The 24,130-nt window shown below is 66.2% G+C and carries 21 protein-coding genes and 1 pseudogene; 8 read left to right on the forward strand and 14 right to left on the reverse strand.

Annotated features, from left to right (window positions below; genetic code table 11):
* Window positions 1–165: 165 nt before the first annotated feature.
* Entirely contained in the window at window positions 166–576 is a 411-nt protein-coding gene (gene copM / locus THITH_RS08640; RefSeq protein ID WP_006747467.1) for a CopM family metallochaperone, read from the reverse strand.
* A gap of 66 nt (window positions 577–642) precedes the next feature.
* On the reverse strand, window positions 643–1,209 hold the full coding sequence (locus tag THITH_RS17090; RefSeq protein WP_006747466.1) for an EMC3/TMCO1 family protein: 567 nt from the start codon (window positions 1,207–1,209) through the stop codon (window positions 643–645).
* Between the two features lie 193 nt (window positions 1,210–1,402).
* Here THITH_RS17090 and THITH_RS08650 point away from each other — a divergent pair, with 193 nt between their 5' ends.
* The 6 genes from THITH_RS08650 to THITH_RS08675 all read left to right on the forward strand — a co-directional run bounded on the left by THITH_RS08650 (window position 1,403) and on the right by THITH_RS08675 (window position 10,998).
* A complete protein-coding gene (locus tag THITH_RS08650) occupies window positions 1,403–2,083 on the forward strand; it encodes a heavy metal response regulator transcription factor (protein ID WP_006747465.1) in 681 nt (226 codons plus the stop codon).
* On the forward strand, window positions 2,080–3,510 hold the full coding sequence (locus tag THITH_RS08655; protein WP_006747464.1) for a heavy metal sensor histidine kinase: 1,431 nt from the start codon (window positions 2,080–2,082) through the stop codon (window positions 3,508–3,510). Before THITH_RS08650 ends, THITH_RS08655 begins: the two co-directional genes overlap by 4 nt.
* On the forward strand, window positions 3,507–3,965 hold the full coding sequence (locus THITH_RS08660; protein WP_006747463.1) for a c-type cytochrome: 459 nt from the start codon (window positions 3,507–3,509) through the stop codon (window positions 3,963–3,965). Before THITH_RS08655 ends, THITH_RS08660 begins: the two co-directional genes overlap by 4 nt.
* A 370-nt stretch (window positions 3,966–4,335) precedes the next feature.
* Window positions 4,336–9,009 carry a glutamate synthase large subunit gene (gene gltB, locus THITH_RS08665; protein WP_006747462.1) on the forward strand — a complete coding sequence of 1,558 codons (4,674 nt, stop codon included), beginning with the start codon at window positions 4,336–4,338 and terminating at the stop codon, window positions 9,007–9,009.
* Window positions 9,002–10,468, forward strand: a complete 1,467-nt coding sequence (locus THITH_RS08670) for a glutamate synthase subunit beta (protein ID WP_006747461.1) — start codon at window positions 9,002–9,004, stop codon at window positions 10,466–10,468. The genes gltB and THITH_RS08670 overlap by 8 nt, the downstream gene beginning before the upstream one ends.
* A gap of 143 nt (window positions 10,469–10,611) precedes the next feature.
* Entirely contained in the window at window positions 10,612–10,998 is a 387-nt protein-coding gene (locus tag THITH_RS08675) for a hypothetical protein (RefSeq protein WP_006747460.1), read from the forward strand.
* Between the two features lie 101 nt (window positions 10,999–11,099).
* Here THITH_RS08675 and THITH_RS08680 read toward each other — a convergent pair whose 3' ends face one another.
* The 9 genes from THITH_RS08680 to THITH_RS08720 all read right to left on the reverse strand — a co-directional run bounded on the left by THITH_RS08680 (window position 11,100) and on the right by THITH_RS08720 (window position 20,046).
* Window positions 11,100–12,227 carry a GGDEF domain-containing protein gene (locus THITH_RS08680; RefSeq protein WP_006747459.1) on the reverse strand — a complete coding sequence of 376 codons (1,128 nt, stop codon included), beginning with the start codon at window positions 12,225–12,227 and terminating at the stop codon, window positions 11,100–11,102.
* A 54-nt stretch (window positions 12,228–12,281) separates the two neighbouring features.
* Window positions 12,282–13,301 carry a tRNA dihydrouridine(20/20a) synthase DusA gene (dusA, locus tag THITH_RS08685; RefSeq protein WP_006747458.1) on the reverse strand — a complete coding sequence of 340 codons (1,020 nt, stop codon included), beginning with the start codon at window positions 13,299–13,301 and terminating at the stop codon, window positions 12,282–12,284.
* 9 nt (window positions 13,302–13,310) lie between these two features.
* Window positions 13,311–13,970 (reverse strand): rhodanese-like domain-containing protein, encoded by a 660-nt coding sequence (locus THITH_RS08690; protein WP_006747457.1) that lies wholly within the window; start codon window positions 13,968–13,970, stop codon window positions 13,311–13,313.
* A 115-nt stretch (window positions 13,971–14,085) separates the two neighbouring features.
* Window positions 14,086–15,372 (reverse strand): NAD(P)/FAD-dependent oxidoreductase, encoded by a 1,287-nt coding sequence (locus THITH_RS08695; RefSeq protein WP_006747456.1) that lies wholly within the window; start codon window positions 15,370–15,372, stop codon window positions 14,086–14,088.
* 19 nt (window positions 15,373–15,391) lie between these two features.
* Window positions 15,392–15,703 (reverse strand): c-type cytochrome, encoded by a 312-nt coding sequence (locus tag THITH_RS08700; RefSeq protein ID WP_006747455.1) that lies wholly within the window; start codon window positions 15,701–15,703, stop codon window positions 15,392–15,394.
* Between the two features lie 142 nt (window positions 15,704–15,845).
* Window positions 15,846–16,367 carry a methyl-accepting chemotaxis protein gene (locus tag THITH_RS08705; RefSeq protein WP_006747454.1) on the reverse strand — a complete coding sequence of 174 codons (522 nt, stop codon included), beginning with the start codon at window positions 16,365–16,367 and terminating at the stop codon, window positions 15,846–15,848.
* Window positions 16,368–16,498: 131 nt separating this feature from the next.
* On the reverse strand, window positions 16,499–16,810 hold the full coding sequence (locus THITH_RS08710; protein ID WP_006747453.1) for a c-type cytochrome: 312 nt from the start codon (window positions 16,808–16,810) through the stop codon (window positions 16,499–16,501).
* A gap of 163 nt (window positions 16,811–16,973) precedes the next feature.
* Window positions 16,974–18,467, reverse strand: coding sequence for a multiheme c-type cytochrome (locus tag THITH_RS08715; protein WP_006747452.1), 1,494 nt, complete (start codon window positions 18,465–18,467; stop codon window positions 16,974–16,976).
* Between the two features lie 238 nt (window positions 18,468–18,705).
* A complete protein-coding gene (locus THITH_RS08720; RefSeq protein WP_025367413.1) occupies window positions 18,706–20,046 on the reverse strand; it encodes a sigma-54 interaction domain-containing protein in 1,341 nt (446 codons plus the stop codon).
* A gap of 194 nt (window positions 20,047–20,240) precedes the next feature.
* Between THITH_RS08720 and THITH_RS08725 the strand changes: the two genes are divergently transcribed.
* Together THITH_RS08725 and THITH_RS08730 are read left to right on the forward strand one after the other, a co-directional pair.
* Window positions 20,241–20,570: a DUF4282 domain-containing protein gene (locus THITH_RS08725; protein ID WP_006747450.1), complete on the forward strand. Its 330-nt coding sequence runs from the start codon at window positions 20,241–20,243 to the stop codon at window positions 20,568–20,570.
* A 132-nt stretch (window positions 20,571–20,702) separates the two neighbouring features.
* Window positions 20,703–22,130 carry a Glu/Leu/Phe/Val family dehydrogenase gene (locus THITH_RS08730; protein ID WP_006747449.1) on the forward strand — a complete coding sequence of 476 codons (1,428 nt, stop codon included), beginning with the start codon at window positions 20,703–20,705 and terminating at the stop codon, window positions 22,128–22,130.
* Between the two features lie 60 nt (window positions 22,131–22,190).
* Here THITH_RS08730 and THITH_RS19710 read toward each other — a convergent pair.
* From THITH_RS19710 to THITH_RS08735, 3 genes and pseudogenes are all read right to left on the reverse strand, one after another.
* Window positions 22,191–22,397, reverse strand: a pseudogene (locus tag THITH_RS19710) (hypothetical protein).
* Window positions 22,394–22,648: a hypothetical protein gene (locus THITH_RS19225; protein ID WP_006747448.1), complete on the reverse strand. Its 255-nt coding sequence runs from the start codon at window positions 22,646–22,648 to the stop codon at window positions 22,394–22,396. The pseudogene THITH_RS19710 and the gene THITH_RS19225 overlap by 4 nt, the downstream one beginning before the upstream one ends.
* A 9-nt stretch (window positions 22,649–22,657) precedes the next feature.
* Window positions 22,658–24,064 (reverse strand): leucyl aminopeptidase family protein, encoded by a 1,407-nt coding sequence (locus THITH_RS08735; protein ID WP_006747447.1) that lies wholly within the window; start codon window positions 24,062–24,064, stop codon window positions 22,658–22,660.
* Between the last annotated feature and the right edge of the window lie 66 nt (window positions 24,065–24,130).

Raw genomic sequence — 24,130 nt, forward strand, 5'->3', positions numbered from 1 at the left:
TCTCGTCAGACTCGCCGAAGCAAACGACGGAACCCGGCTCTGGCAGCCAGTCGGACTTGGGCTGCTAGCAAAGCGCTGAACACAGGGCCCTGTCATTGCGGGCGAAGCGCGGCACCGCTCGCAGTGCCGCGCGTCAAAGATACCGGGGCCCTGTGTCTGTTGTCGCTACTGGCTGTGCCCGCGCTCGGCCAGCCAGGCGCGCATCTGCTCGATCTCCGCTTCCTGCGCGGAGATGATTTCTTCCGCCAGCGCCCGGATCTCGGAGTCGGCACCGTATTCGATCACCACACGCGCCATCTCGATCGCACCCACGTGATGGGGAATCATGCCTTTCACGAAGTCGACGTCGGCATCGCCGGTGAAGTCGATGTTCATTTCCGCATGCATCCGGTCGTTCACCTCGCGAAACGCACGGGTCGAGGCCGGCTCGTCGGCGGCAGCAGCAGCGGCAGGCGCATGGTGCTGTTCGTGCGTGTGGTCATGCCCGTGACCGTGGTCGGACGCCAGCGATGCTCCGCCGGCACCCAGGACAAGAATAGCCGCCGTGGCAGCCAGGATTGAAGTGGTATAGCTCATCGTTCTGCTCCTCCTGTTGGTCGATCTGTGATCTGCGTTACGTTCCGCCACCCATGCCACGAGCGGTCAGTGGCCTTCGTGGTCACCGGATCTGCTGGGCGGCACCATATCGCGCTGCATCATCTCCATGCACCGCTGCATCATCTCGTGGCGTTGCTGCATCATCGCCTGCCTCTGCTGCATCATCTCGTGGCGCTGCTGCATCATGCCAGGATCCATGCCGCCATTCGGACCCCGCTGCATCGTTCCGGGGCCCATGCCGCCGCCCGGACCCCGCTGCATCATCCCGGGGCCCATGCCAGCGCCCGGATCCCGCTGCATCATGCCGTGCCCCATCCCATGCTTGCCCATCGCGCCCATGCCGGCGCCCTCTCTTGCACCACCCATTCCCTGCATGTGCTCGAGCATGGATTCCATCGCGGCCATTTGTTCGTCCATCAGCTGCTCCCGATCCTCCGGATCGGTGGCCTCGCGGATCTCCTGCATGCGCGCCTGCATCTCCTGCATGCGCTGATCCGATGGCGGTGCTGTGGCCACATCCGGATCCGGATGGTGACCCGCGTGCTCGTCCTCCACGGCCATCGCCGGTACGGCCAGGAACAGGGCTGCCGCCAGGGTGATCGCGGTTTTCATCGTGTACTCCCGGAAGGTTTGGGTTTCTGAAGTGCGGCGAAATCCCGGCACGCCGGTTCCGCCACGCAGCCAGCATGCCCCCGCGGACCCGACACCAACCTGACCGCGGCATTACAAATCGGTCATGTTTCCGACTTTTTCCTGCACCGATGGCACACTGCGAGTCTCGACAAACGCCGTCCGGAGCCGGCACGTGAAGATTCTGATCGTCGAGGACGAACCCAAGACCGGTGACTATCTGCGCCAGGGGCTGACCGAGGCCGGCTTCGTGGTCGATCTCGCGCGCGATGGCCTGGACGGTCTGCACCTGGCCACCACCGGCGACCACGACCTGCTGATCCTGGACGTGATGCTGCCGACGATGGACGGCTGGGCCGTGCTGCAGGCCCTGCGCCTGGCCGGGCGCGAGATGCCCGTGCTGTTCCTGACCGCGCGCGACCAGGTCGAGGACCGCGTCCGTGGACTGGAGCTCGGCGCCGACGACTATCTCGTCAAGCCCTTTGCATTTTCCGAGCTGCTCGCCCGTGTGCGCAGCCTCCTGCGCCGGGGCAAGACCAAGGAGCCGGAGGTATTGACCGCGGCGGATCTGGAACTCGACCTGATGCGTCGCCGGGCGACGCGTGCCGGGGTGCGGATCGATCTCACCGCCAAGGAGTTCGCGCTGCTCGAACTGCTGCTTCGACGCAGTGGCGAGGTATTGCCCCGATCGCTGATCGCGTCCCAGGTCTGGGACATGAACTTCGACAGCGACACCAACGTGATCGAGGTTGCGGTCCGTCGCCTGCGGGCCAAGGTGGACGATCCCTTCGAGCCGAAGCTGATCCGGACGGTTCGCGGCATGGGCTACGTGCTGGACGCGGACCCCGCCGCATGACCCCATCCGTCGGGTGGAGGCTGTCGCTGACCGCCCGCGTGGCGCTGCTCTTCGCGCTGTTCTCCGCGGCGCTGCTGCTTCTGGTCGGATTGGTGGTGGAACGCTCGGTCGCCCGGCACTTCGACGAGATCGACCAGCACGAGCTGGCATCCAAACTGGCCGTGATCGGCAACGTGATCGACCGCACGACCTCCGAACAGGCACTCGCCAACCTGCCCCAACGGCTCGGTGATGTCCTGATCGGACACGAGCTGCTCGATGTGTACGTGGCCGACAGCCTGGGTCGCGTCCTGTACATGACACCGGGAGCCGCGCTTCGGGATTGGGATATCCGGGAGTTTCCGACGACCGGGGAGCAGGTACGCGAGCACGCAGGCATCCGGTACATCGCCCGTCGGCAAACCTTCAGGGCATCACTCCCGCAGCCCGAGGAGCTGCATGTGCTGGTGGCCATCGACATCTCGCACCACGTGCAGTTTCTTGCGCAGATCCGCCATCAGCTCTGGCTGGCGATCCTGCTCGCGGGATTGCTCGCTGGCGGCCTCGGCTGGCTGGCGGCCCGCAAGGGGCTTGCGCCGCTGAACCGGGTAACGCGGGCGGCTCGCGGACTCTCGGCCGAGCGCTTGGGCGAACGGCTGCCGGAACGGGATGCACCGCCCGAGATCCTGGAGCTGCTACGGGCCTTCAACGGCATGCTCGACCGCCTGGAAGGATCGTTCCGACGCCTGAGTGACTTCTCCGCCGATATCGCCCATGAACTGCGAACCCCGGTTTCCAACCTGATGACCGAGACGCAGGTCGCGCTCTCGCGGGCCCGCAGTGCCGAAGACTACCGCGAGACGCTGCATTCCAACCTGGAGGAGTTCGAACGTCTCGCGCGCATGATCGGGGACATGCTGTTTCTCGCGAAAGCCGACAACGGGATGTTGCCCCGACCGGTCGAGACCATCGCGCTGGAAGTGGAAGCCCGCGCGTTGATCGAATTCTACGAGGCGCTGGCCGAGGAAAAGCGCGTCAGGCTTGAACTCACCGGAACCGGCACCGTCGTCGGCGACCGCCTGATGCTGCGCCGTGCGCTGTCGAACCTGCTCTCGAACGCCCTGCGCCATACCCCGGCTGGCGAAGCCGTGCAGATCCGGATCGCGGAGACCGGGGACAGGATCCGGCTCTCCGTGCGGAATGCCGGGCCCACCATTCCGCCGGATCGGCTCCCGCTGCTGTTCGACCGCTTTCACCGCATCGATGCACGCCGGGCCGGCCACGGCGAGGGTGCGGGACTCGGCCTTGCGATCACCCGCTCGATCGCCGAGGCCCACGGGGGACACGTGCACGCCGAGTCGGCCGACGGCATCACGATTTTCTCGGTCGACCTGCCGAGCGCAAACCGCCCTCTTTCACCTTCTGAACACACGAGGACACCACCATGACCACGCGCACCATCGTTCCCACGGCCCTCGGGGCACTGGTCGGCGTACTCTGGCTGACCGGCTGCAGCGATCCTGCGATCGATACCGACACGCCGCCGACAGCGGAACCTCGTGCACAGACCGAGCCGCCGCCGACCCCACGCACGGAGTTCCGAATCCCGGCCGAGGACTTCGAAACCGACACCGCCGAGGGTCAGGCATTGTTCGTCGCCCACTGCGCGGCGTGTCACGGCACCGAGGCGCTGGGGACCGACCAGGGTCCGCCGCTGATTCATCGGATCTACGAACCCTCCCACCACTCGGATCTCGCGTTCTACCGTGCCATCGCGCTAGGCGTGCACCAGCACCACTGGGAGTTCGGCGACATGCCCCCGGTGCCGGCAGTCTCCGGCGAGGACGCTGCGCACATCATCGCCTGGATCCGCCAACAGCAGCGCGCCGCCGGGATCGAATGACGCAGCGGCCAGGGGCTGCACCGTCCCCCTCGCTTCCCCCAGCCGCATCACCGTTCTCGAACTGCTTGACCGCATCCCCCGGGCGAGTTAGTTTTTTGCCCCCTTGGGGGCTGGTGGTTTCCGAGCCCTTTCCACCGCCACTGCCGCGCCTGAATCACGGTTTCGGTGCACGCCGCCACCGCACTGCACCAATCGCGTGCAGCCCAGGCACGACAACCGGTGTGTGTTCGCCTCAGTGCGCGCCGCGGAAATGGCACGATAGCTGCGTGTTGCATACTCTTGCATCCCCGAGGGAGGCGTTCGGCTGCGCGCGCAGTAGCGCCGGCAGCCGCCTGCGTTCCGAACAACCTGGCAGCCAAGAGGTCCACCGATGAGCATCCGCGCCTTACCCCCCGCGCAGGGCATGTACGACCCTGAACTCGAGCGAGACTCCTGCGGTGTCGGGTTCGTCTGCCATATCCGGAACGAGAAGAGCCACCGCATCGTCGCGCAGGGCCTCGAAATCCTCGAACGCCTGCATCATCGCGGCGCGGTCGGCGCAGACCCGAAGGCCGGTGACGGTGCAGGCATCCTGGTCCAGATGCCCGACGAATTCCTGCGCGCCAGCGTGAACTTCGAGTTGCCCGCCATCGGGCGCTACGCCGTCGGCATGGTGTTCCTGCCGCGTGACGACGCGCCACGGCAGGAGATGGAGGCGATCATCGCCCGCCATGTCGAGGAAGGCGGCCAGACAGTCCTCGGCTGGCGCGACGTTCCGGTCGACAACAGCGACCTCGGCGAGAGCGTGCTGCCCTCGGAACCCGTCGTGCGCCAGATCTTCATCGGCCGCGGCGAAAACTGCCCGGATCAGGACAGTTTCGAACGCAAGCTGTTCGTGATCCGCAAGCGCATGGACAACGAGATCCGCGCCGCTGGGTTCGACAACACCGCGTACTACGTCTGCTCGATGTCATCGCGCACGCTGAACTACAAGGGGATGCTGCTCGCCCACCAGGTCGGCAACTACTATCTCGACCTGCGCGACGAGCGCTTCGTCAGTGCACTCGCGCTGGTGCACCAGCGCTTCTCGACCAACACCTTCCCCACCTGGGATCTGGCCCAGCCGTTCCGGATGGTCTGCCACAATGGCGAGATCAACACCCTGCGCGGCAACCTGAACTGGATGGCCGCGCGCCGGCACACGATGCGCTCGGAAGTGCTCGGCGACGACCTTGCGACCATCTGGCCACTGATCCCGGAGGGGCAGTCGGACTCCGCCTGCTTCGACAACGCGCTGGAACTGCTGGTGATGGGCGGCTACTCGCTCGCCCACGCAATGATGATCCTGATTCCCGAGGCCTGGGCCGACAACCCGCTGATGGACGAGAAGCGCCGCGCGTTCTACGAATACCACATGGCGATGATGGAACCCTGGGACGGACCGGCGGCAATGGCCTTTACCGACGGCCGCCAGATCGGCGCGACCCTGGATCGCAACGGCCTGCGCCCAGCCCGCTACCTGGTCACCAGCGACGACATGGTGATCATGGCCTCGGAGATGGGCGTGCTCGACATCCCCGAGGAGCGCATCGTCAAGAAATGGCGCCTGCAACCCGGACGCATGCTGCTGATCGACCTCGAACAGGCGCGGATCATCAGCGATGACGAGGTCAAGACCGAGCTCGCCGAGGCGAAGCCCTACGGCGAGTGGCTGAAGAAGACCCAGATCCGCCTGGAAGAGCTGCCGACCAACGTCGGGCCGATGGCCCCGGACGATGCCACCTTGCTCGACCTGCAGCAGGCCTTCGGCTACACGCAAGAGGACCTGAAGTTCCTGCTGACACCGATGGCGGTGACCGGCCAGGAGGCGGTCGGCTCGATGGGCGCGGACAATCCGGTGTCGGTACTGTCCGGCCGCCCGAAGCACCTGTCCAGCTATTTCAAGCAGAATTTCGCGCAGGTCACCAATCCGCCGATCGACCCGATCCGCGAGGAACTGGTGATGTCGCTGGTCTGCATCATCGGCCCGCGCCCGAACCTGCTCGGCATCAACGAGGCGGGCAAGCACTGGCGGCTGGAGACGCCGCAGCCGGTCCTCACCAATCAGGACCTCGAGCGTATCCGCAACATCGAGTACAACTCGGCCGGCGCGTTCCGCACCCGGACGCTGGATACGGTATACGCGAGCGTAGAAGGCGCCGAGGGCATGCCGGCCGCGCTCGACCGCCTCTGCGCGGATGCGGAACGAGCCGTGCTCGATGGCTACAACATCCTGATCCTGTCCGACCGCAACACCAACCGCGACCACATCCCGATCCCGATGCTGCTCGCGACGTCGGCGGTACACCATCACCTGATCCGCCAGGGCCTGCGCACCAGCTCGGGGATCGTCGTCGAAACCGGGCAAGCGCTGGAAGTCCACCACTTCGCGACGCTGTCGGGCTACGGCGCGGAGGCGATCAACCCCTACCTCGCCTTCGACACCATCCAGTCGATGCTGCCGCGCCTGCCCGAGCGGCTGAGCTTCGAGGAAGCGCAGAAGCGCTACATCAAGGCGGTCGGCAAGGGCCTGCTGAAGGTGATGTCGAAGATGGGCATCTCGACCTTGGAGTCGTACTGCGGCGCACAGATCTTCGACGCGGTGGGGCTGAACAGCGGCTTCCTGAAGCAATATTTCACCGGCACCCAGAGCCGGGTCGAGGGCATCGGCCTGCCCGAGGTCGCGCAGGAAGCCGTGCGCTGGCACGGCATCGCCTACGGCGGCGGGCATATCTACCAGCGCCAGCTCGACGTCGGCGGCGACTATGCCTACCGCCTGCGCGGCGAGGATCACGCCTGGACGCCGGAGACGATCTCCACGCTGCAGCATGCAACACGCGCGAACGACGCGAAGACCTTCGCCGAGTACTCGCGCCTGATGAATGAGCAGAACGAGCGCCTGCTGACCTTCCGCGGCCTGCTCGAATTCCGCTTCGCCGAGAACCCCATCCCGCTCGACGAGGTCGAGCCGGCTTCCGAGATCGTGAAGCGCTTTGCGACCGGCGCGATGTCGTTCGGGTCGATCTCCTACGAAGCGCACTCGACGCTTGCGAAGGCGATGAATGCGATCGGCGGCAAGTCCAACACCGGCGAGGGTGGCGAGGAAGCCGAACGTTTTCTGCCACTGTCCGATGGCTCCCGGAACCCCGAGCGCTCGGCGATCAAGCAGGTCGCCTCCGGGCGTTTCGGCGTGACCACCGAGTACTTGGTCAACGCCGACGACATCCAGATCAAGATCGCGCAGGGCGCCAAGCCCGGCGAAGGCGGCCAGCTGCCGGGTCACAAGGTCAACGCTCAGATCGCGCGGGTGCGCCACTCGACGCCAGGCGTGGGCCTGATCTCGCCGCCCCCGCACCACGACATCTATTCGATCGAGGATCTCGCGCAGCTGATCCACGACCTGAAGAACGCGAACCCGCGCGCGCGGATCTCGGTGAAACTCGTCTCCGAGATCGGCGTCGGCACCGTCGCGGCCGGAGTCGCGAAGGCGCATGCCGACCACGTGACCATCTCCGGCTACGAAGGCGGCACCGGCGCCAGTCCGCTGACCTCGATCAAGCACGCCGGCAGCCCCTGGGAAATCGGCCTTGCCGAAACCCACCAGACGCTGGTGCTGAACCGGCTGCGCGGGCGCATCGCGGTGCAAGTCGACGGCGGCATGCGTACCGGCCGCGACGTGGTGATCGGCGCGCTGCTCGGTGCCGACGAATTCGGCTTCGCGACCGCGCCGCTGATCGTCGAGGGCTGCATCATGATGCGCAAATGCCATCTGAACACCTGCCCGGTCGGCGTCGCGACACAGGATCCGGAACTGCGCAAGCGCTTCACCGGCAAGCCCGAGCATGTGATCAACTACTTCTTCTTCGTCGCCGAGGAAGTGCGCCAGCTGATGGCGCGGCTGGGTTTCCGCACAGTGAACGAGATGATCGGGCAGTCCGACCGCCTCGAGATGCGCCGGGCGATCGAGCACTGGAAAGCGCATGGGCTCGATTTCTCCCGGCTGCTCGCGACGCCGGATGTGCCTGCCGAGGTCGCCCGCTACAACGCCGAGGCGCAGGATCACGGCCTGGACAAGGCGCTGGACCACGAACTGATCCGCCAGGCGCAACCGGCACTGGAACGCGGCGAGCCGGTGCAGATCGAGACCGTGATCCGCAACTACAACCGTACCGTCGGCACCATGCTCTCTGGCCGCATCGCCGAGCGCTACGGGCACGGCGGGTTGCCGGACGACACCATCCACATCCGCGCCCGCGGCACCGGCGGCCAGTCGCTCGGCGCCTGGCTCGCGAAGGGCGTGACCATCGAGCTCGAAGGCGAAGGCAACGACTATGTCGGCAAGGGACTGTCGGGCGGCCGCCTGATCATCTACCCGCCGAAGAATTCGGGCATCGCTCGGGCCGAGGACAACATCATCGTCGGCAACACCGTGCTGTACGGTGCGATCAGCGGCGAGTGCTTCTTTCGCGGAGTGGCCGGCGAACGCTTCTGCGTGCGCAACTCCGGCGCGATCGCGGTGGTCGAGGGTGTCGGCGACCACGGTTGCGAGTACATGACCGGCGGCATCATGGTCTGCCTGGGCCCGACCGGGCGGAACTTCGCCGCCGGCATGTCCGGCGGCATCGCCTACGTGCTCGACGAGGAAGGCGACTTCGAACAGCGCTGCAACCTGGCGATGGTCGAACTGCAACCGATCGCGGACGAGGACGACGCGCTCGAGGCATTGGATCACCAGGGCGGTGACATGGAGGCGCACGGACTGGTCGACATCCGCCGCGACATGACCCGGCACGACCGCGCGCGCCTGCGCGTGCTGATCGAGCGGCACCTGCACTACACCGGTTCCGAGGTGGCGCAGCGCATCCTGGCGGACTGGGATCGCTACGCGAACCAATTCGTGAAGGTGATGCCAGTGGACTACCGAAAGGCACTGGAAAAGATGCAGGCGCAGCAGAGCCGCCCCCCCGTCACCGAACCGCCGCTGGTCGCCAGCCAGGTTCTGAAGGAGACCGTCGCCCATGGGTAAGCCGACCGGATTCATGGAGTACGCGCGCCGCGACCGGCGCTACGAGCCCGTCGCGGACCGGGTTGTCCATTACCGCGAATTCGTGATCCCGCTGTCCGATGCGGAGGTCTCGGAACAGGGCGCACGCTGCATGGACTGCGGCATCCCCTACTGCCACCAGGGCTGCCCGGTCGATAACCTGATCCCGGACTGGAACGACCTCGTCTACCACGGCGATTGGCGCCAGGCGATCGACACCCTGCACTCGACCAACAATTTCCCCGAGTTCACCGGGCGCATCTGCCCGGCGCCGTGCGAAGCGTCGTGCACGCTGAACATCGACGACGTGCCCGTGACGATCAAGACCATCGAATGCACGATCGTCGACAAGGCCTGGGCCGAAGGCTGGATCAAGCCGCAGGTCGCACAGCGCCGCACCGGCCGGCGCGTGGCGATCATCGGCTCAGGGCCGGCCGGGCTGGCCTGCGCTCAGCAGCTCGCGCGCGCCGGTCACCAGGTCGCGATCTTCGAAAAAGCCGACCGCATCGGCGGCCTGCTCCGCTACGGCATCCCCGACTTCAAGCTCAGCAAGAAGCTGATCGACCGGCGCATGGCGCAGATGCGCACCGAGGGCGTCGAGTTCCACACCAATTCCCATATCGGTGTCGACATCCCGATCGCGCGGTTGCGCGAGGAATACGACGCGGTGGTGCTGGCCGGGGGCGCCGAGCAGCCACGCGATCTGCCGGTGCCCGGGCGCGAACTGAACGGCATCCATTTCGCGATGGACTTCCTGACCCGCAATAGTCGGCGCGTACAGGGCGTGTTCGTCCCCGACGAGGAGTTCATCAGCGCCCAGGGCAAGCATGTGATCGTGATCGGCGGCGGCGACACCGGCTCCGACTGCATCGGCACCTCGAACCGCCATGGCGCGCGTTCGGTCACCCAGATCGAGATCCTCGAAAAGCCCCCGGCGCAGGAGGACAAGGGCCTGACCTGGCCCGACTGGCCCAATCGCCTGCGCACTTCCAGCTCCCAGGAAGAAGGCTGCGAACGCATGTGGAACGTCGCCACCAAGGGCTTCGTCGACGATGGCAACGGCAACCTGCGCGCATTGCGCTATGTGCTGGTGCGCTGGGACCGGGACGCCGACGGCCGCTGGCAAATGTCCGAGGTTCCCGGCAGCGAAGGCGAACTCCGGGCCGACCTCGTGTTGCTCGCGATGGGCTTCGTGCACCCGGTGCACGAAGGCATGCTCGACGAGCTGAAGAGCTCCTCCGGGCTCGAACTCGACGCGCGCGGCAACGTGCAGGGCGCGACCGAGGGGCCGAAGGCGTATTCCACCAACGTGGACGGCCTGTTCGCCGCCGGCGACATGCGCCGCGGCCAGTCGCTGGTGGTCTGGGCGATCCGCGAAGGCCGCCAGTGCGCCCGCGCGGTCGACGAATGGCTGATGGGGGGCTCCGACCTGCCCCGCTGACGTCTCGCTGCGCTCCGTGGCGGTGGCGGCATTCCGATGCCCGCCCCGCCCCGCACGACAGCGACGAAGCGCGCCTGACCTGCAGGCGCTTGCCGCCCCGCTTCAGCGCCCAGTCTCTGCCACCCGATGAGGCCCGCACCGCCGTGTCCGAAACCCTGCTGTTCTCGATCGTCGAATCGCCCGGCCACCCCGACTTCGGCGATGTCTACCAACGCCGCGGAATCCGCGAAGTCCGTCTGCGGTCGATACGCAAGGCCATCCAGGCACTGCAGCACCAATGCCCCGATTACGTCGTCGCCGAGTTCTTCTATGGGTACGGGAATAACTACGCCGGCGCGAACCTGGGCAACCTCGACGTCTTCCTGGCCAGCCTGCAGAAATACGCCCCCGATGCGCGCGTGATCGTGATGGTCGAGCGCCAGGAGCGCCAGCATGCGGACCGACTGGCCGAGCGCTACCCGTTGCACGCGGTTCTGGTGCAACCGGTCAATGCCGCCGACATCGCCGGCTGTCTGCCCGGTGCCGATTGAACCGGACGCAAATCTCCCCCCTTCATAATTCCCCCGACCGCCGCGGGTCTGCAGATGGCGACGGGAACGCGCCAGCTTGTATTGCACGGTCGAGCGGGTGATCAGCCTGCTACCCGGGACGGCTCAGAGGCCTCTTCGGCCGTGACCACCCGGTTACGCCCGCCCTCCTTGCCCGCGTAAAGCATTGCGTCGGCGCGGGCAAGCAAGGTGTCGACGTCGTCGCCGGATCCCACCTCGGCCACACCGAACGTGGCCGTGAGGTCGACCCCCGCGATGGGTTCGTTCGTAATCTCGGCCCGGCAGCGTTCTGCGAGATGGGCCGCCTCCCGCACCCCGGTTTCCGGGGCCACGATCAGGAACTCCTCGCCACCCCAGCGGGCCAGGAAATCGGATTCACGCAGCAAGGCGGTCAGACGCTGTCCAAGACCCTCCAGCACCCGGTCCCCGGTCGCGTGTCCGTAGGTGTCGTTCACGTTCTTGAAATGATCGAGATCCAGCAGAATCACCGACATGGGCCGTTCGTGGCGCTGCGCCTCCAACCAGCGCCGGCGCAGAACCCGCTCTGCTGCGCGGCGGTTGGGCAGCCCTGTGAGCGCATCGGTGTTGGCCCACTGGTCCAGCACTTCCGCCCGGATCAGGAGCCGGCGATGATGGTCGCGCAGCACCGTCGCCGCACTCGCGAGCGCGACGAGCACGATCAAGAACAAGTGCACGCGCAACAGATACCCCAGCACCTCGGCCGGCACCGCGCCGCCAGTGAGATCCCGCGCGATCCCGGAAAACGCGATCAACACAGCGACCGCCAGCACCGCCAGCGCCGCGGCCAGGCCCCGATAACGGTCGAACAACACGAAGCAGCCGACCAGCAGAGCGGCCACGGCCCAGTAGTGGCCTGCCGCCAGTGGCATGATCTGATCGGCCAGCGGTCCGGCCAAATGAAAGTGCCAGAACAGCCGTGCCAACACCAGAGCCGTGATAACGAAGAACATCGCCGACTCGACTTTCTCCAGCGGCCCGGCGCGAGTGCCGGCTACGATCCCGAGGCCGGCAAGAACCAGTGCCAGCGGCAGATAGGCATGGGCAATGAACGCATCGTCCGGCGCGCGAAGAACCCAGCTCAACAACAGGATCAGCGCGCTCACGACGAGCGCGATGCGGTAGACACGCCGCTTCACCGCGCGAAAGCGCTGTTCCTCCTGCTCGATGCTGGTGATGCCTTCGCGTTTCATCGTCTCCCGCGTGCCATCGGCGCCCCACTCGCCCCGACAGCTCCAAGTACGGTGTCATCCGCTGGCCGACAGCCCCGCCGCGCCCCCATGGCCCAGGCACGGCCCCGCGGCACGGGCGATCAGCTCGGGGCCGGCGTGCTCGCCCCGCGCCTCCTCGGTCAATATGCGCCGCCACTGCCGGGCGCCCGGAGCCCCGTGGAACAGACCCAGCACGTGCCGAGTCAGCCGCACCAGCGGAACCCCCCGAGTGCACATCTCGTCGGCCAACGCCACCAGGCCGTCGACCACCTCGGCAATCGTGGGGTCGCGACCCACCCCATAATACAGCCGGTCGACGCGGGCCAGCTCGAACGGCCGGTGGTAGGCCGCACGACCGACCATCACGCCATCCACGTGCGCGAGATGCGGCAGGCCCTGCTCGGGTCCGTCGATCCCGCCGTTCACCACGATTTCCAGCGCCGGAAACTGTTGTTTCAGGCGGTACACTCGCGGGTAATCGAGCGGGGGCACGTCCCGGTTCTCGGCCGGACTCAGGCCCTGCAGCCAGGCCTTGCGCGCGTGCACGACGAAGCTTCGGCAGCCCGCGTCGGCGACCTGTTGGACGAAGCGCTGCAAATCCGCCTCCGAATCCTGCTCGTCGATCCCGATCCGATGCTTGACCGTCACTGGCACCGCAACCGCGCGCGCCATCGCCGCGACACAGGCCGCCACCGTTCCCGGCGTCGCCATCAGGCAGGCCCCGAAGGCTCCGGACTGAACGCGGTCGGAGGGGCAGCCGACGTTCAGGTTGATCTCGCCGTAGCCCAGGTCGGCACAAATCCGCGCCGCCTCCGCCAGCACCGCGGGGTCGGAGCCGCCCAACTGCACCGCCAGCGGCCGTTCCGCAGGATCGAAACCCAGCAGATGCTCGCGATCGCCGTGAACGACCGCATTCGCATGCAGCATCTCGGTGTACAGCAACGCCCGCCGGGTGAGCAGCCGATGAAAGCGCCGACACCAGCGGTCGGTCCAGTCCATCATCGGCGCCACGCAGAAGCGATGCGAAGGCCTCGAGCCGCGCGTTGCCTGGTCCATGCGGGGGGGTCAGTCCACCACGGTGAAGCCCAGACTGTGCCAGGCCTGCATGCCGCCGCGATACCATTTCAGCCGTTCGGGCGGGTAGCCGAAATCCAGCAGGGTCCGGATGTTTGACGGGGTCTGGCCACACCATGGGCCGTTGCAGTAGAGCACCAGCGTGCGCGCATCGGAGAAGTCCCAACCGTCGCCGTCACGCCGGACGCCGAACTCCTCCATGCGCATCTCGACGACGAAGTCGACCGCACCAGCGGTTCCGACCAGGTCGTTCCACGGCACGTTCACGGCGCCGGGGATGGCCCCGGCCGCGAACTCGTCGGCAGTGCGGGAATCGATGACCAGCACATCCGAATCGCGTCCGACGCGTTCCAGATACGCGATGAACTCGAGCTCACCCAGGGTTTCGACCCCAGGCGCAAGCTGCATCGGTTGTATGCACAACGGCGGGCAGGGTCGCGAAGTCAGCGCATATTCGGGATCGACGGTGTTGCCGGTATCCTGGTTGCGCTGCACCCAGACTGTCTCACCCTGGTGCTGGACCGCAAAGAAGTCCAGTTCCGGGGTGATCCCCACCTCCAGGGTATCGAAGTCGTCCGCGCTCGCCGCGGCGGTCGTCAGTGCGGCCAGTGCGATCAGGGTCGCCAGACCGGGTTTTCGCTGCTGTATCATCGTCGGACCTCCAAAGCCAGGGTACCGCAGGCATCCCTGGCATGGCGAACCCCGGCGAAAAGGAAGGCGCCCCGGACGGATCCGGGGCGCCAGACAGCTATCGTCGGGCGGGGCCTCAGCCCCAGATGTCGCCGACGATGCCGGTGTACCAACCCTTGGTGTAGATGGCTTCCATTCTCCGAATCGGTGCCGGTGCGTGCGCGGGACTGACGCCCCCTGCCCCTTCGACCGAGACGATGTTCCCGTCCTGGTAAGCGTAGACGCCCGCCACGCTGATCGCATGATCGGGCGTGATCAGGCTATAGCAGGTGTTCGCGGTCGAAGCCGTCTCGGGCTCGAGCCCCGCAAGATCGCGGATCACCGCGACGGCGGCGACCTTGCCCTGGTTGTTGGCCGAATGCCCCGATTTGGGCATCGCCCCAGCCACGCAGGAATCGCCGATCACATAGATGCCGGGATGAATGGTCGACTCGAAGGTCTTGCCATCGACCGGGCACCACAAGCCGTCGCCGGTCAGGCCCGATTGCTGGGCGATTCGGCCTGCCTGCTGGGGCGGGATGTAGTTCAGCACGTCGGCCTTGAACTCGCCGAATCCGCCGTCGGAGTACGCGGTCAGGGTGGCCACGTCGATCTCCTCGACCTGGCCACCCTGGGAGCTTGGCAGCCACTCGATCATGTCGCCGTAGTGCTCGTCCCATCCGGACATGAACAGCCCTTGCTTGGAGAAGTTCTCCTTGTTGTCGAGGATGATGATCTTCGAGCGCGGCTTCGCCTGCTTGAAATAGTATGCGGCCATCGACGCCCGCTCGTACGGCCCCGGCGGGCAGCGGAACGGGTTGCCGGGCGCCACGATCACGAACACGCCGCCGTCGTCCATTGCCTCGAGCTGGCGGCGCAGCAATACCGTCTGCTCGCCGGCCTTCCAGGCATGTGGAACCCGCTCCGCATCGGCCTCGGTAATGCCCGGCACCGCGCCGTATCGGAAGTCGATCCCCGGCGACATGATCAGGCGGTCGTAGTTCATCGTCGCGCCGCCCGCGGTCGTCACGGTCCGGCGCTCGGGGTCGACTTCGGTCACCGTGTCCTGCACCACGTTCACGCCGTGGCGATCCTTCAGCGCGCCGTAGGTCTGCTCGATGTCGTCCATCGAGGCATGGCCGCCGAGCACCCAGTTGCTGCCGTAGCAGGTGTGATACTTGGCTTTCGGCTCGATCAGCGTCACCTGCATTTCGGGCGCGAAGCGTTTTACGTACTTGGCCGCAGTGGCGCCGCCCGAACCGCCACCCACGACCACGACATGCGCCTTTTCCGACGAATGGGCGGCGGTCGTCCACCCGGCCGCCAGTGTCATGCCGCCGATGCCGGCGGCCTTCAAGAAACTGCGACGAGTCAGATCCGTCATGTTGTCACCCCCCTGTGGCTTATTGTTCGATGGTCGCAAAGTAGTCGGCCATCACGACGTAGTCCGCCTCGCTGTACCCCCTTGCGATCCGGTCCATGATGGTGGAAGGACGCGACCCATTGCTGAACATCTGCATCTGGGAAATCATCAGGTCGCGCGGGTACCCCACCAGATTCGGCATGTTGCCGGTCGCATCGATGCTGTGGCAGGTAAAGCAGGATGTGGTGAGCAGCGCCTCCCGGCCGGTGTCGGCCATCGCCTGCGACCCTGCGAGGCCGCACGCCAGCACCATCGCGCCCCCTGCTGCGATTCGAAACACGGGTTTCATCATGTACTCCTCCTATCTATTTGGTTGTTGCGGCTCCGTCCGCGCGGGAACGATGCCGTGGTCCTGCCCCGCCCCTATGCGCGAATGCGTACGCCCCGGACCGAACCGGTTGCATGCGAATCCCGCGACAGGCGAGTTTCTGGAATCACCGAAACGGTGACATCGGCGCGAGACTCTCGGGCCGGGTAAACTTGTTGATATCCACCGACATCCGGCCCATCGTGCCGGTCATCTGCCCCATCGACTGGTTCATCTGCGACATCGAACGGTTCATGGTTCCGATATTCCCGGCCATGCCGCGGATATTGCTTGCCAGGTCGTCCATGTTTTCCGCCATGCTGCGCACATCGCGCGCCATCAGCTCCATTCCGGACCGAACCCCGGTCAGATCCTGCGACATCCCCGCCTGACCCTCGACCATGCTGTCGGCCATCACCGCCATGCGCCCGCTCATGAACGTCATGTCGTCGGCCATCGCCGAGACGTCCAGGCCCATCTGCGTGACCGCCCGGGTCATCGTGCTCATGTCGCGGCCCATGTTGAACATGAACAGCCCCATGCCGGCGAAGGCCAGTGCCATCACGATCACTAGTACCGCCAACCCGCTCAGTCGGGCCGCCGAAACCGCAGGCCTGCCGGGAACCGTCCCGGAGTTTTGCTCCGACATTGCTTGCTCTCCCTCCAGACCCTGTCAACGTGAACAGCTGATCGCTCGTTGCCCAGCCGGACGCCGCGATGCCAGCATCACCGCGCATCGGCGCACCCGAAGACGGGAATCGTCCCCGGGCGCCTGGTCGATTACAGCGAGGCCATATAGGCCGCGAGATTGGCAATGTCCTCGTCGCTCAGGTTCACCATGTGGGGCATCATCATCATGCTGTTCGGACCCACCTGTTCCCCGGCGCGGTACTTTTTCATCACGTCTGCCAGGTACTCGGCATCCTTGCCGGCGACCGGCGGAAACATCGCCTGGCCCTGCCCTTGGGGACCATGGCACCCCTGACAGGCCATGTACTTCGCCTGGCCGGCCTCCACGTCGGCGGCCTGTGCCGCGGTCATGCCAGCCGTCAGGATTACTCCGGTCACGATGCTCATCAGTAGTGGCTTCATTCGTTCTGGACTCCTCTCATGCGTTGATAAGTCGATGGTTTGCACAACTCCGCGCCACCGGCCGGTGGCGCGGAACGAATGCCCGGGCAGGAGTGCCTGCGTACGCCTGCAACGGGCACGGCCGGGCCGAACCCCGCTGTTGCGGGGCCCGACCCAGGTCGTATCAGCGGTGGGCGACCGCGGAATCCCGATCGGCGTCGGCCTGCCCCAGGTCGGCGGCGTTGTAGCGGCGAGTCAGTTCGCGCATCGTCACCACCGGGACCTCGAGGGCCCCTTCGCCAAGCAGCTTGTCCGCCAGATCCTGGTGATAGGACTGGTAATTGAGCTTGGCGTCGACGGTGAAGCTCGAGGCATCTTCGGGCAGCCGGAACGAGTAGGTACCGTAGCGATACCCCTTGGGCGGGATCGTGTTCATGTGCACGAAGCCGGCGATCCGCCACGGGTCGACGGTCAGGTTGCCGTCCTGGTCGACCGACTTGTTGGTGAACATCACCGCATCCTCGGGCACGCGGTTGTCTTCCAGTGCCCCGGACGACAGCAGCAACCGGCCCTGGTCGTCGCGGACCTCGACTTCGAGCCAGACCTGGCGGATGAAGGTCAGGCTGGTCGGCAGATGATGCCCGGCCCGGGCATTGGTGACCTTCACGCGTAGCAGGTTGGCACCCTGCATGCCCGGAATGATCTCGATATCGAGATCGGCAACGTTCTGCAGGCGCTTGATCGCTTCGGCCCGGTTATCCTCGGCACCGGGAACACCCAGCACCCCGGCGATTACGGTGTTGCCTCCGACGAAGCCGTGATCGTGCACGATCTCCCGCGGACCGGCAGCACCCACGCCGGCCATTCCGCCCAGGCCGTGATCGGGAAGATCGCGTGCCCGAGTCATCGTGTCGGCGACACGGATCGCCGTTTCCACCGGAACCATGTGGCAGTCCTGACACTGGATGTCGTTTTGCGCGTAGGCCGACATCTTCCACTCGTCGTAGGTGTGTTCGATCGGGAAGTTGTTGTTGGGGTGGAAGATGTTGTGGCAATTCGCGCACAGCTCGGCCCGGCCGTGGAGTTCCGAGTACTCGGTGGCATGGAACGGCGAAACCGCGTCCTTCAGCGTCGCCCTCTTGACATCGCCGGGGGCCAGTACCAGCGACGCGTTGCCCGGGTTACCGGTTGTCGTGTGCCGAGCGTTGGTGTCGGCCACACTGTGGCAAACGTCACACGACACCCCCATTGCCGCCACGCCCGGTGCCGTGAAACCACCGTACTTGCCGACGTCCGGATCGTACTTCACGGTGCCGGTCATCACACCGATCGGCGTATGGCAGCCGCCGCAGAGGTTCAGCACCTCCCCATCCGTCTCCTGGTAGCCCTTGGCCCATTCGGCCTGGAACACCGGGTCGATGAAGGCGTTCGCATGCATCGAACTCTTCCACCCCTCGTACTGCCGCGGATGGCAGCTCCCGCACACCATCGGATCGGACCAGTCTTCCAGCGAGGTGGTCTTCCCATCCTCGATTTGCAGGAAGCTCGGGTAGAAGGGAAACGTCACTCCCTCCTCGACCGCGTGTGCCGGAGCCGCCGACAGAAGCCCCCCGGAAAGCAGTACCCAAACCAAACCAAAGCCTAACCATGACCCCACCCTGCGTTTCGCAGCGTTCATCTCACTCCTCCTGCTGGTGTTATTTTTTGAATGCTTCCGTTGGCGACGCGGCGCATCGCCGCGAGCCGCATCCAGGTCGCAAGCATCTACAGTGCCAACAGGGGAATCAGGAAACAGGTGTTTGATTTGCAGGGGGAATTAACACCATGAGCCCGCCACGGGAAACGCCGCGGATTCTGCCAGATCTCTGCCAGAGTTCTGCCAGGTTTCTGCCACCGCCGAGGATGGCAGAACGGGGTCAGGTCAGGCCGAGGGCCTTCAGCCGTCGGTAGAGCGTGCGCTCGCTGATCTTCAGAAAGGCGGCCGTCTTGCGGCGGTTGCCGCCGAAGCGCGCCAGGGCGGCGCGGACGATTCCCGGGTCGTCGGCAGTACAGCCATCGTGGTAGCCGCAGTCCGTGCCGTCGTCGCATTTCGCCGAGGGCTGGGGATGCCGCAGCTCGGCCGGCAGATGCTGCGGCTCCAGCGTGCCGCCACGCGCGACCACGACCGCACGTTCCAGAGTGTTCTTCAGCTCGCGGACATTGCCCGGGAAGTCGTAGCGCAGCAGAGCCTCCAGCGCCCCGTCGCTGATCAGCGGGGCGAGGTTCGCCGGCATCAGTTTGCGCAGGAAGAAATCGACCAGCTGCGGGATGTCCTCCTTCCGGTGGCGCAGCGCGGGCAGCGTGATCTGCATGCTGTTGACTCGGTAGAACAGGTCGGCCCGGAACGCGCCGGCCTCCACGCGCTGCGCGAGATTGCGGTTGGTCGCGCAGATCAGCCGGAAATTGGCCTTGCGCTCGCGGTTGTTGCCCAGCCGCCGGAAGGTCCCCCGGTCGAGTACCCGCAGCAGCTTCGTCTGGATCTCGGGGGAGATTTCGCCGAACTCGTCCAGGAACAGCGTGCCGCCGTCCGCGACCTCGACCAAGCCCTTGCGTGCCGCCGCCGCACCGGTGAACGCACCGGCCTCGTGCCCGAACAGTTCAGCGACGAACATCTCGTCGGACAGGGTGGTGCAATCGATGGTCACGAATTCCCGCTCGGCGCGCCGAGACTTGCGATGCAGGAACAGCGCCGCCAATTCCTTGCCGGTCCCGGTTTCGCCATGGATCAGCACCGGCAGATCGGTCTGCGCCACCAGGCTCAGGTTGTCGAGCATGTTCATGAACGACGGGCAGCAGCCGATCAGCCGCTCCTCGTCGAAGTCCAGATCGTCCACCCGGCTGATCGGAGCCATGGCCTCGCCAAAATAGCGCACGCCCCCGCTCTGCGCCCGAATCGGGCTTCCATGCACGTTCACGTAGTACGGGGCCCGATCCCGATCGAAATGCTGGTGCACGACCTGCACCGGATGGCGGGACTCGAATACCCGCTCCAGTGGGCATTCCTCTCCGTTCAGGTCACAACGGTCGGTGCTCTTGTGCGAAACCTCGTGGCATTTCATCCCGACGATGTCGTCTGGAGTCAGGTCGGTATAGGCATCCGCGTACTTCCTGTTGCACGCGACGATCGTGTAGTGCTCGTCGATCAGTGCAAAGGGCTCCGGATGTGCCTCCACCAGGCTTTGCAACAACGCATGGTCGTCTTGGTGTGTCTTGCCCATCGCGATGAGATCTCGATTGTCGATAACCGCCGGAAACCGGAAAAAGGCGCCGCCGAGTCTATGGGCACCGCCGGCCCGGCCATCTTTCTCCAGACAATACATAGGGATTTCGGGCCCGGTACCCAGCGCCCGGGGCTGGCTGCAGGCCGGTCCGGGCGGCTATCCTCTGCCCGGAATCCAGCACATGGACCCTCATGACCGATACGGCTGCCGTCCTCTGGATACGGGACTTTCTGTTCTTTCGGGAATTCGTGACACCGGGAGTGCTGTTCGCGGCCTATTACACCGGCGCCCTGCTGATTCCGGTCGTCGTGTTCGACCTTGCGCGGCGTTTTCGGAGGCGCGTACAGGCCCGACTGACCGCGGAAGGCGTGTTGCCCGGGCGTCTGCGCACCCCCGTGGCATGGACGGCCGGGTATGCGGTCGTCGCCTTTCTGCTCGCCGAACTGGCCTGGCGCATGATGTTCGAGTTCATGCTTGCCTATTTTCAGATGCACGCCGCGATCACCGGCCTCGGGGGGTAGCGGGCGGCGCCGCATGGTCGCGCCGGCCGATGATCCGCGATGCCGCAGCCCTGCACTGTGGCATCGCAAGGCCCTGAATGCCCACCACGCCGGGCTCAGCGGGATCCCGGCAGCAGCGATGGAGACCCGACGATGACCGAAGAACACGTTCCGGAGGGATTTGCGGCCAGCGTTGCGCGCATGGTCGACCAGGCGCTGTCGCGCTTGCAGCTGCCCGAAGGCACCGCGGACGCGCTGAAGGCCTGCGCATCGGTAATCCAGGTCAGCTTCCCGGTGCGTTTTCGCGAGCGCGTCGAGGTCTTCACCGGTTGGCGCGCGGTGCATTCCGCCCATCGTCTGCCGGTCAAGGGGGGCCTGCGCTACTCGCCCGACATGAACCAGGATCACGCCGAAGCCCTCGCGGCGCTGATGAGCTACAAGTGCGCGGTCGTCGACGTGCCCTTCGGTGGGTCGAAGGGGGGGCTGCGCCTCGATCCCAGGCACTACGACGAACCCTGCCTGGAAAAGATCACGCGCAGCTTCGCCCGCGAACTCATCCGGCGCGGATACATCAGCCCCGCGGAGAACGTCCCGGCGCCGGACATGGGAACCACGCAGCGCGAGATGGCCTGGATCCTAGACACCTACCGCGACCTCCACCCCGAGGATCTGAACCACATCGCCTGCGTCACCGGCAAGCCGGTGGAACTCGGTGGCGTTCCGGGCCGTCTCGAGGCGACCGGGCGCGGCGCGCATTATGCACTGGAGGCGTTCTTCAGAAATCCGGACGCGGTGCGCGGAGCCGGGCTACACGGTGGCCTGTCGGACCAGCGCATCGTGCTGCAGGGGCTGGGCAATGTCGGTCATCACCTCGGCCTGTTCCTGCAGAAGAAGGACAAGGCCCCGATCATCGCGATCATCGAACGCGACGGGGCGTTGCTCGACGAAAAGGGGCTCGACGTCGCTACGGTGAAACAGTACATGCAGCGCACCGGCGGGGTCGAAGGCTTTCCGGGCGTCCGATTCGAACGCGACGGCGCGCAGCTGCTGGAGGCGGACTGCGACATTCTGATTCCGGCCGCGCGCGAGGCGGTGATCCACCGGGGCAACGCCGAGCGCATTCAGGCGCGGCTCATCGTCGAGGCCGCAAACGGCCCCTGCACCTGGCAGGCGGACCAGATCCTGCGCGCGCGCGGCGTGACCATCCTTCCCGACCTGTTCGTGAATGCCGGCGGCGTCGTCGTCTCCTACTTCGAGTGGATTCGAAATATCGGCCATATCCGGTTGGGGCGGCTCCAGCGCAGGCACGACGCGATCCGCGGGCAGCATGTGATTTCCGCGATCGAGATGCTGACGAACCGCTCGGCGCCCGACTGGCTGCACGACTCCCTGACCCGGGGCACCAACGAGATCGACCTGGTCCGCTCGGCACTGGACGACACCATGCGCCTGGCGTTTCAGGAGATCTTCGAAACCCGCGAGATCGAGGGCAACTCCGAAGCACTCGACTACCGCACCGCGGCCTATCTGATCGCGCTGCGCAAGATCATGCGTGCGCGCATGGACCTGGGCGTGGTCTGAACGCATCGGGTTCCCCGTCGCTGGTCACGCGCGGGCCGAGACCGCCATTCACGGCTCCGCCTAACTTTCATGGCCAGCGGCCACCCCCGATGATGAAAGACGCGTAGGGCGGAAAAGGCCGAAGGCCGTCATCCGCCATTCCCACGCCGGGGTTGCCGCAGGCCGCGCGGGGCGATCCGAACGCCATGTGGCGGATGACGCTGCGCTTTTCCGCCCTACGGGTCGCCCGGGACACGAGACAGGCCGTTCTTTCACGCTAACTGTCATGGCCAGCGGCCACCCCCGATGATGAAAGAGGCATAGGCGTAGGGCGGCAGAGGCCGAAGGCCGTCATCCGCCAGCTGGCGCCCGGATTGCCGCGGGCGCCTGGGCACTGCGAACGCCGTACGGCGGATGACGCTGCGCTTTTCCGCCCTACGGGTCGCCCGGGACACGAGACAGGCCGTGACTTTCACGCTAAGCAACCCTTCGAGTTCTGGGTCCTGCCGCGGTGCCACGGACGGCCCATGGCGCCGCATCCTTGCCGATTACGCCGGTCCGGACGCGCCCTGCCCGTACCGGGCCTCGAGCAGCCCGAGCACCGCACGCAGCCCCATCGCCTCCCCGCCCTTCGGGCGTCCCGGCCGGGCACGCGTGTTCCAGGCCATCACGTCGAAGTGCAGCCAGGGCACGCCGGCGGGCGCGAACTCTTTCAGGAACAGGGCCGCGGTGATCGCGCCCGCATAACCGCCGGAGCTGCTGTTGACGAAATCCGCCACCCGGCTGTCGAGCAGATGGCGATACGGTTCGTGCAGCGGCAGGCGCCAGACCGGGTCGTCCCAGTACCCTGCCGGGGCCTGCAGATCGGCGGCAAGGACCTCATCGTCGCAGAAAAACGCTGCGATCTCGGTCCCCACCGCGACCCTCGCCGCACCGGTCAGCGTAGCGAAATCGATCACCAGGTCGGGATCGCACTCGCCCGCCCGCACCAGCAGGTCGGCCAGCACCAGCCGGCCCTCGGCGTCGGTGTTGTCGATCTCGACGGTCTTGCCGTTGCGCGCCTTCAGCACGTCACCGGGGCGGAACGAACGCGACCCCACCGCGTTTTCGACCGCGCCTACCAGCGCGGTGACGCGGACCGGGAGCGCCAGTGCCATGATCGCCCGGGCCAATCCCAGCACGATCGCCGCTCCCCCCATGTCCTTTTTCATCAGGCGCATGTGGTTGCCCGGCTTCAGATTCAGGCCGCCGGAATCGAAACAGACGCCCTTGCCCACCAGCACCACATGCGGCGCATCGGGCCGGCCCCAGGCCAGTTCGATCACGCGCGGGCTGAACGCGCTGGCCGCACCGACCGCGCGAATGCAGGAAAAGCCCTGCTCCAGTGCCGCGTCGTCGCTGATCACGCGCAGCCCTGCCTGGAACTCCTCGGCAAGCTCCCGGGCCGCGTCGGCGAGGTGTACCGGCATCATGTCGGCAGGCGGCGTATTGATCAGGTCGCGCACCAGCCGTTGCGCGGCCACCAGGGCCTCGACCCGGGTCCGGTCGACGCCATCCGGCCAGACGAGCTGGGGCGGCGGTTTCCCCGCTTTCCGGTAGCGCTCGAAACGATAGCTGGCCAACCCCCAGCCCACGAGCATCCGCTCCAGCGCGTCCGCGTCGACGGCCGCCGATGCTACCCGGTACACGCCCGGCGACAGCTGTTCCAATGCTTGCGCGAGCACCCAGTGGGGGCTTGCCGGTTCGTGCCCCAGTAACACCGCGGCGGTGGTCCCGTCGGTAGCCGGAATCCGCAGCAAGCTGCCCGACTCGGCCCGGAAATCGTTCTGCTCCGCCCAGTTGCGCCAGAGTTCGGGATTCCGGGCGAGCAGATCCGGAAGTTCCTCCGTGGTGACGGGGATCAGCGGGACGGCGCCGCCGGTATCTTTCGCGGTGGACAAGAAGATGGGTTCCACGGTCTGTACTCGCCTCTTGGGGAAGGATTCGGCGCGGCGCCGCGTCCCCCTGCACCCGGCACCGCA

The sequence above is a fragment of the Thioalkalivibrio paradoxus ARh 1 genome, assembly GCF_000227685.2.
Taxonomy (GTDB): Bacteria; Pseudomonadota; Gammaproteobacteria; order Ectothiorhodospirales; family Ectothiorhodospiraceae; genus Thioalkalivibrio; species Thioalkalivibrio paradoxus.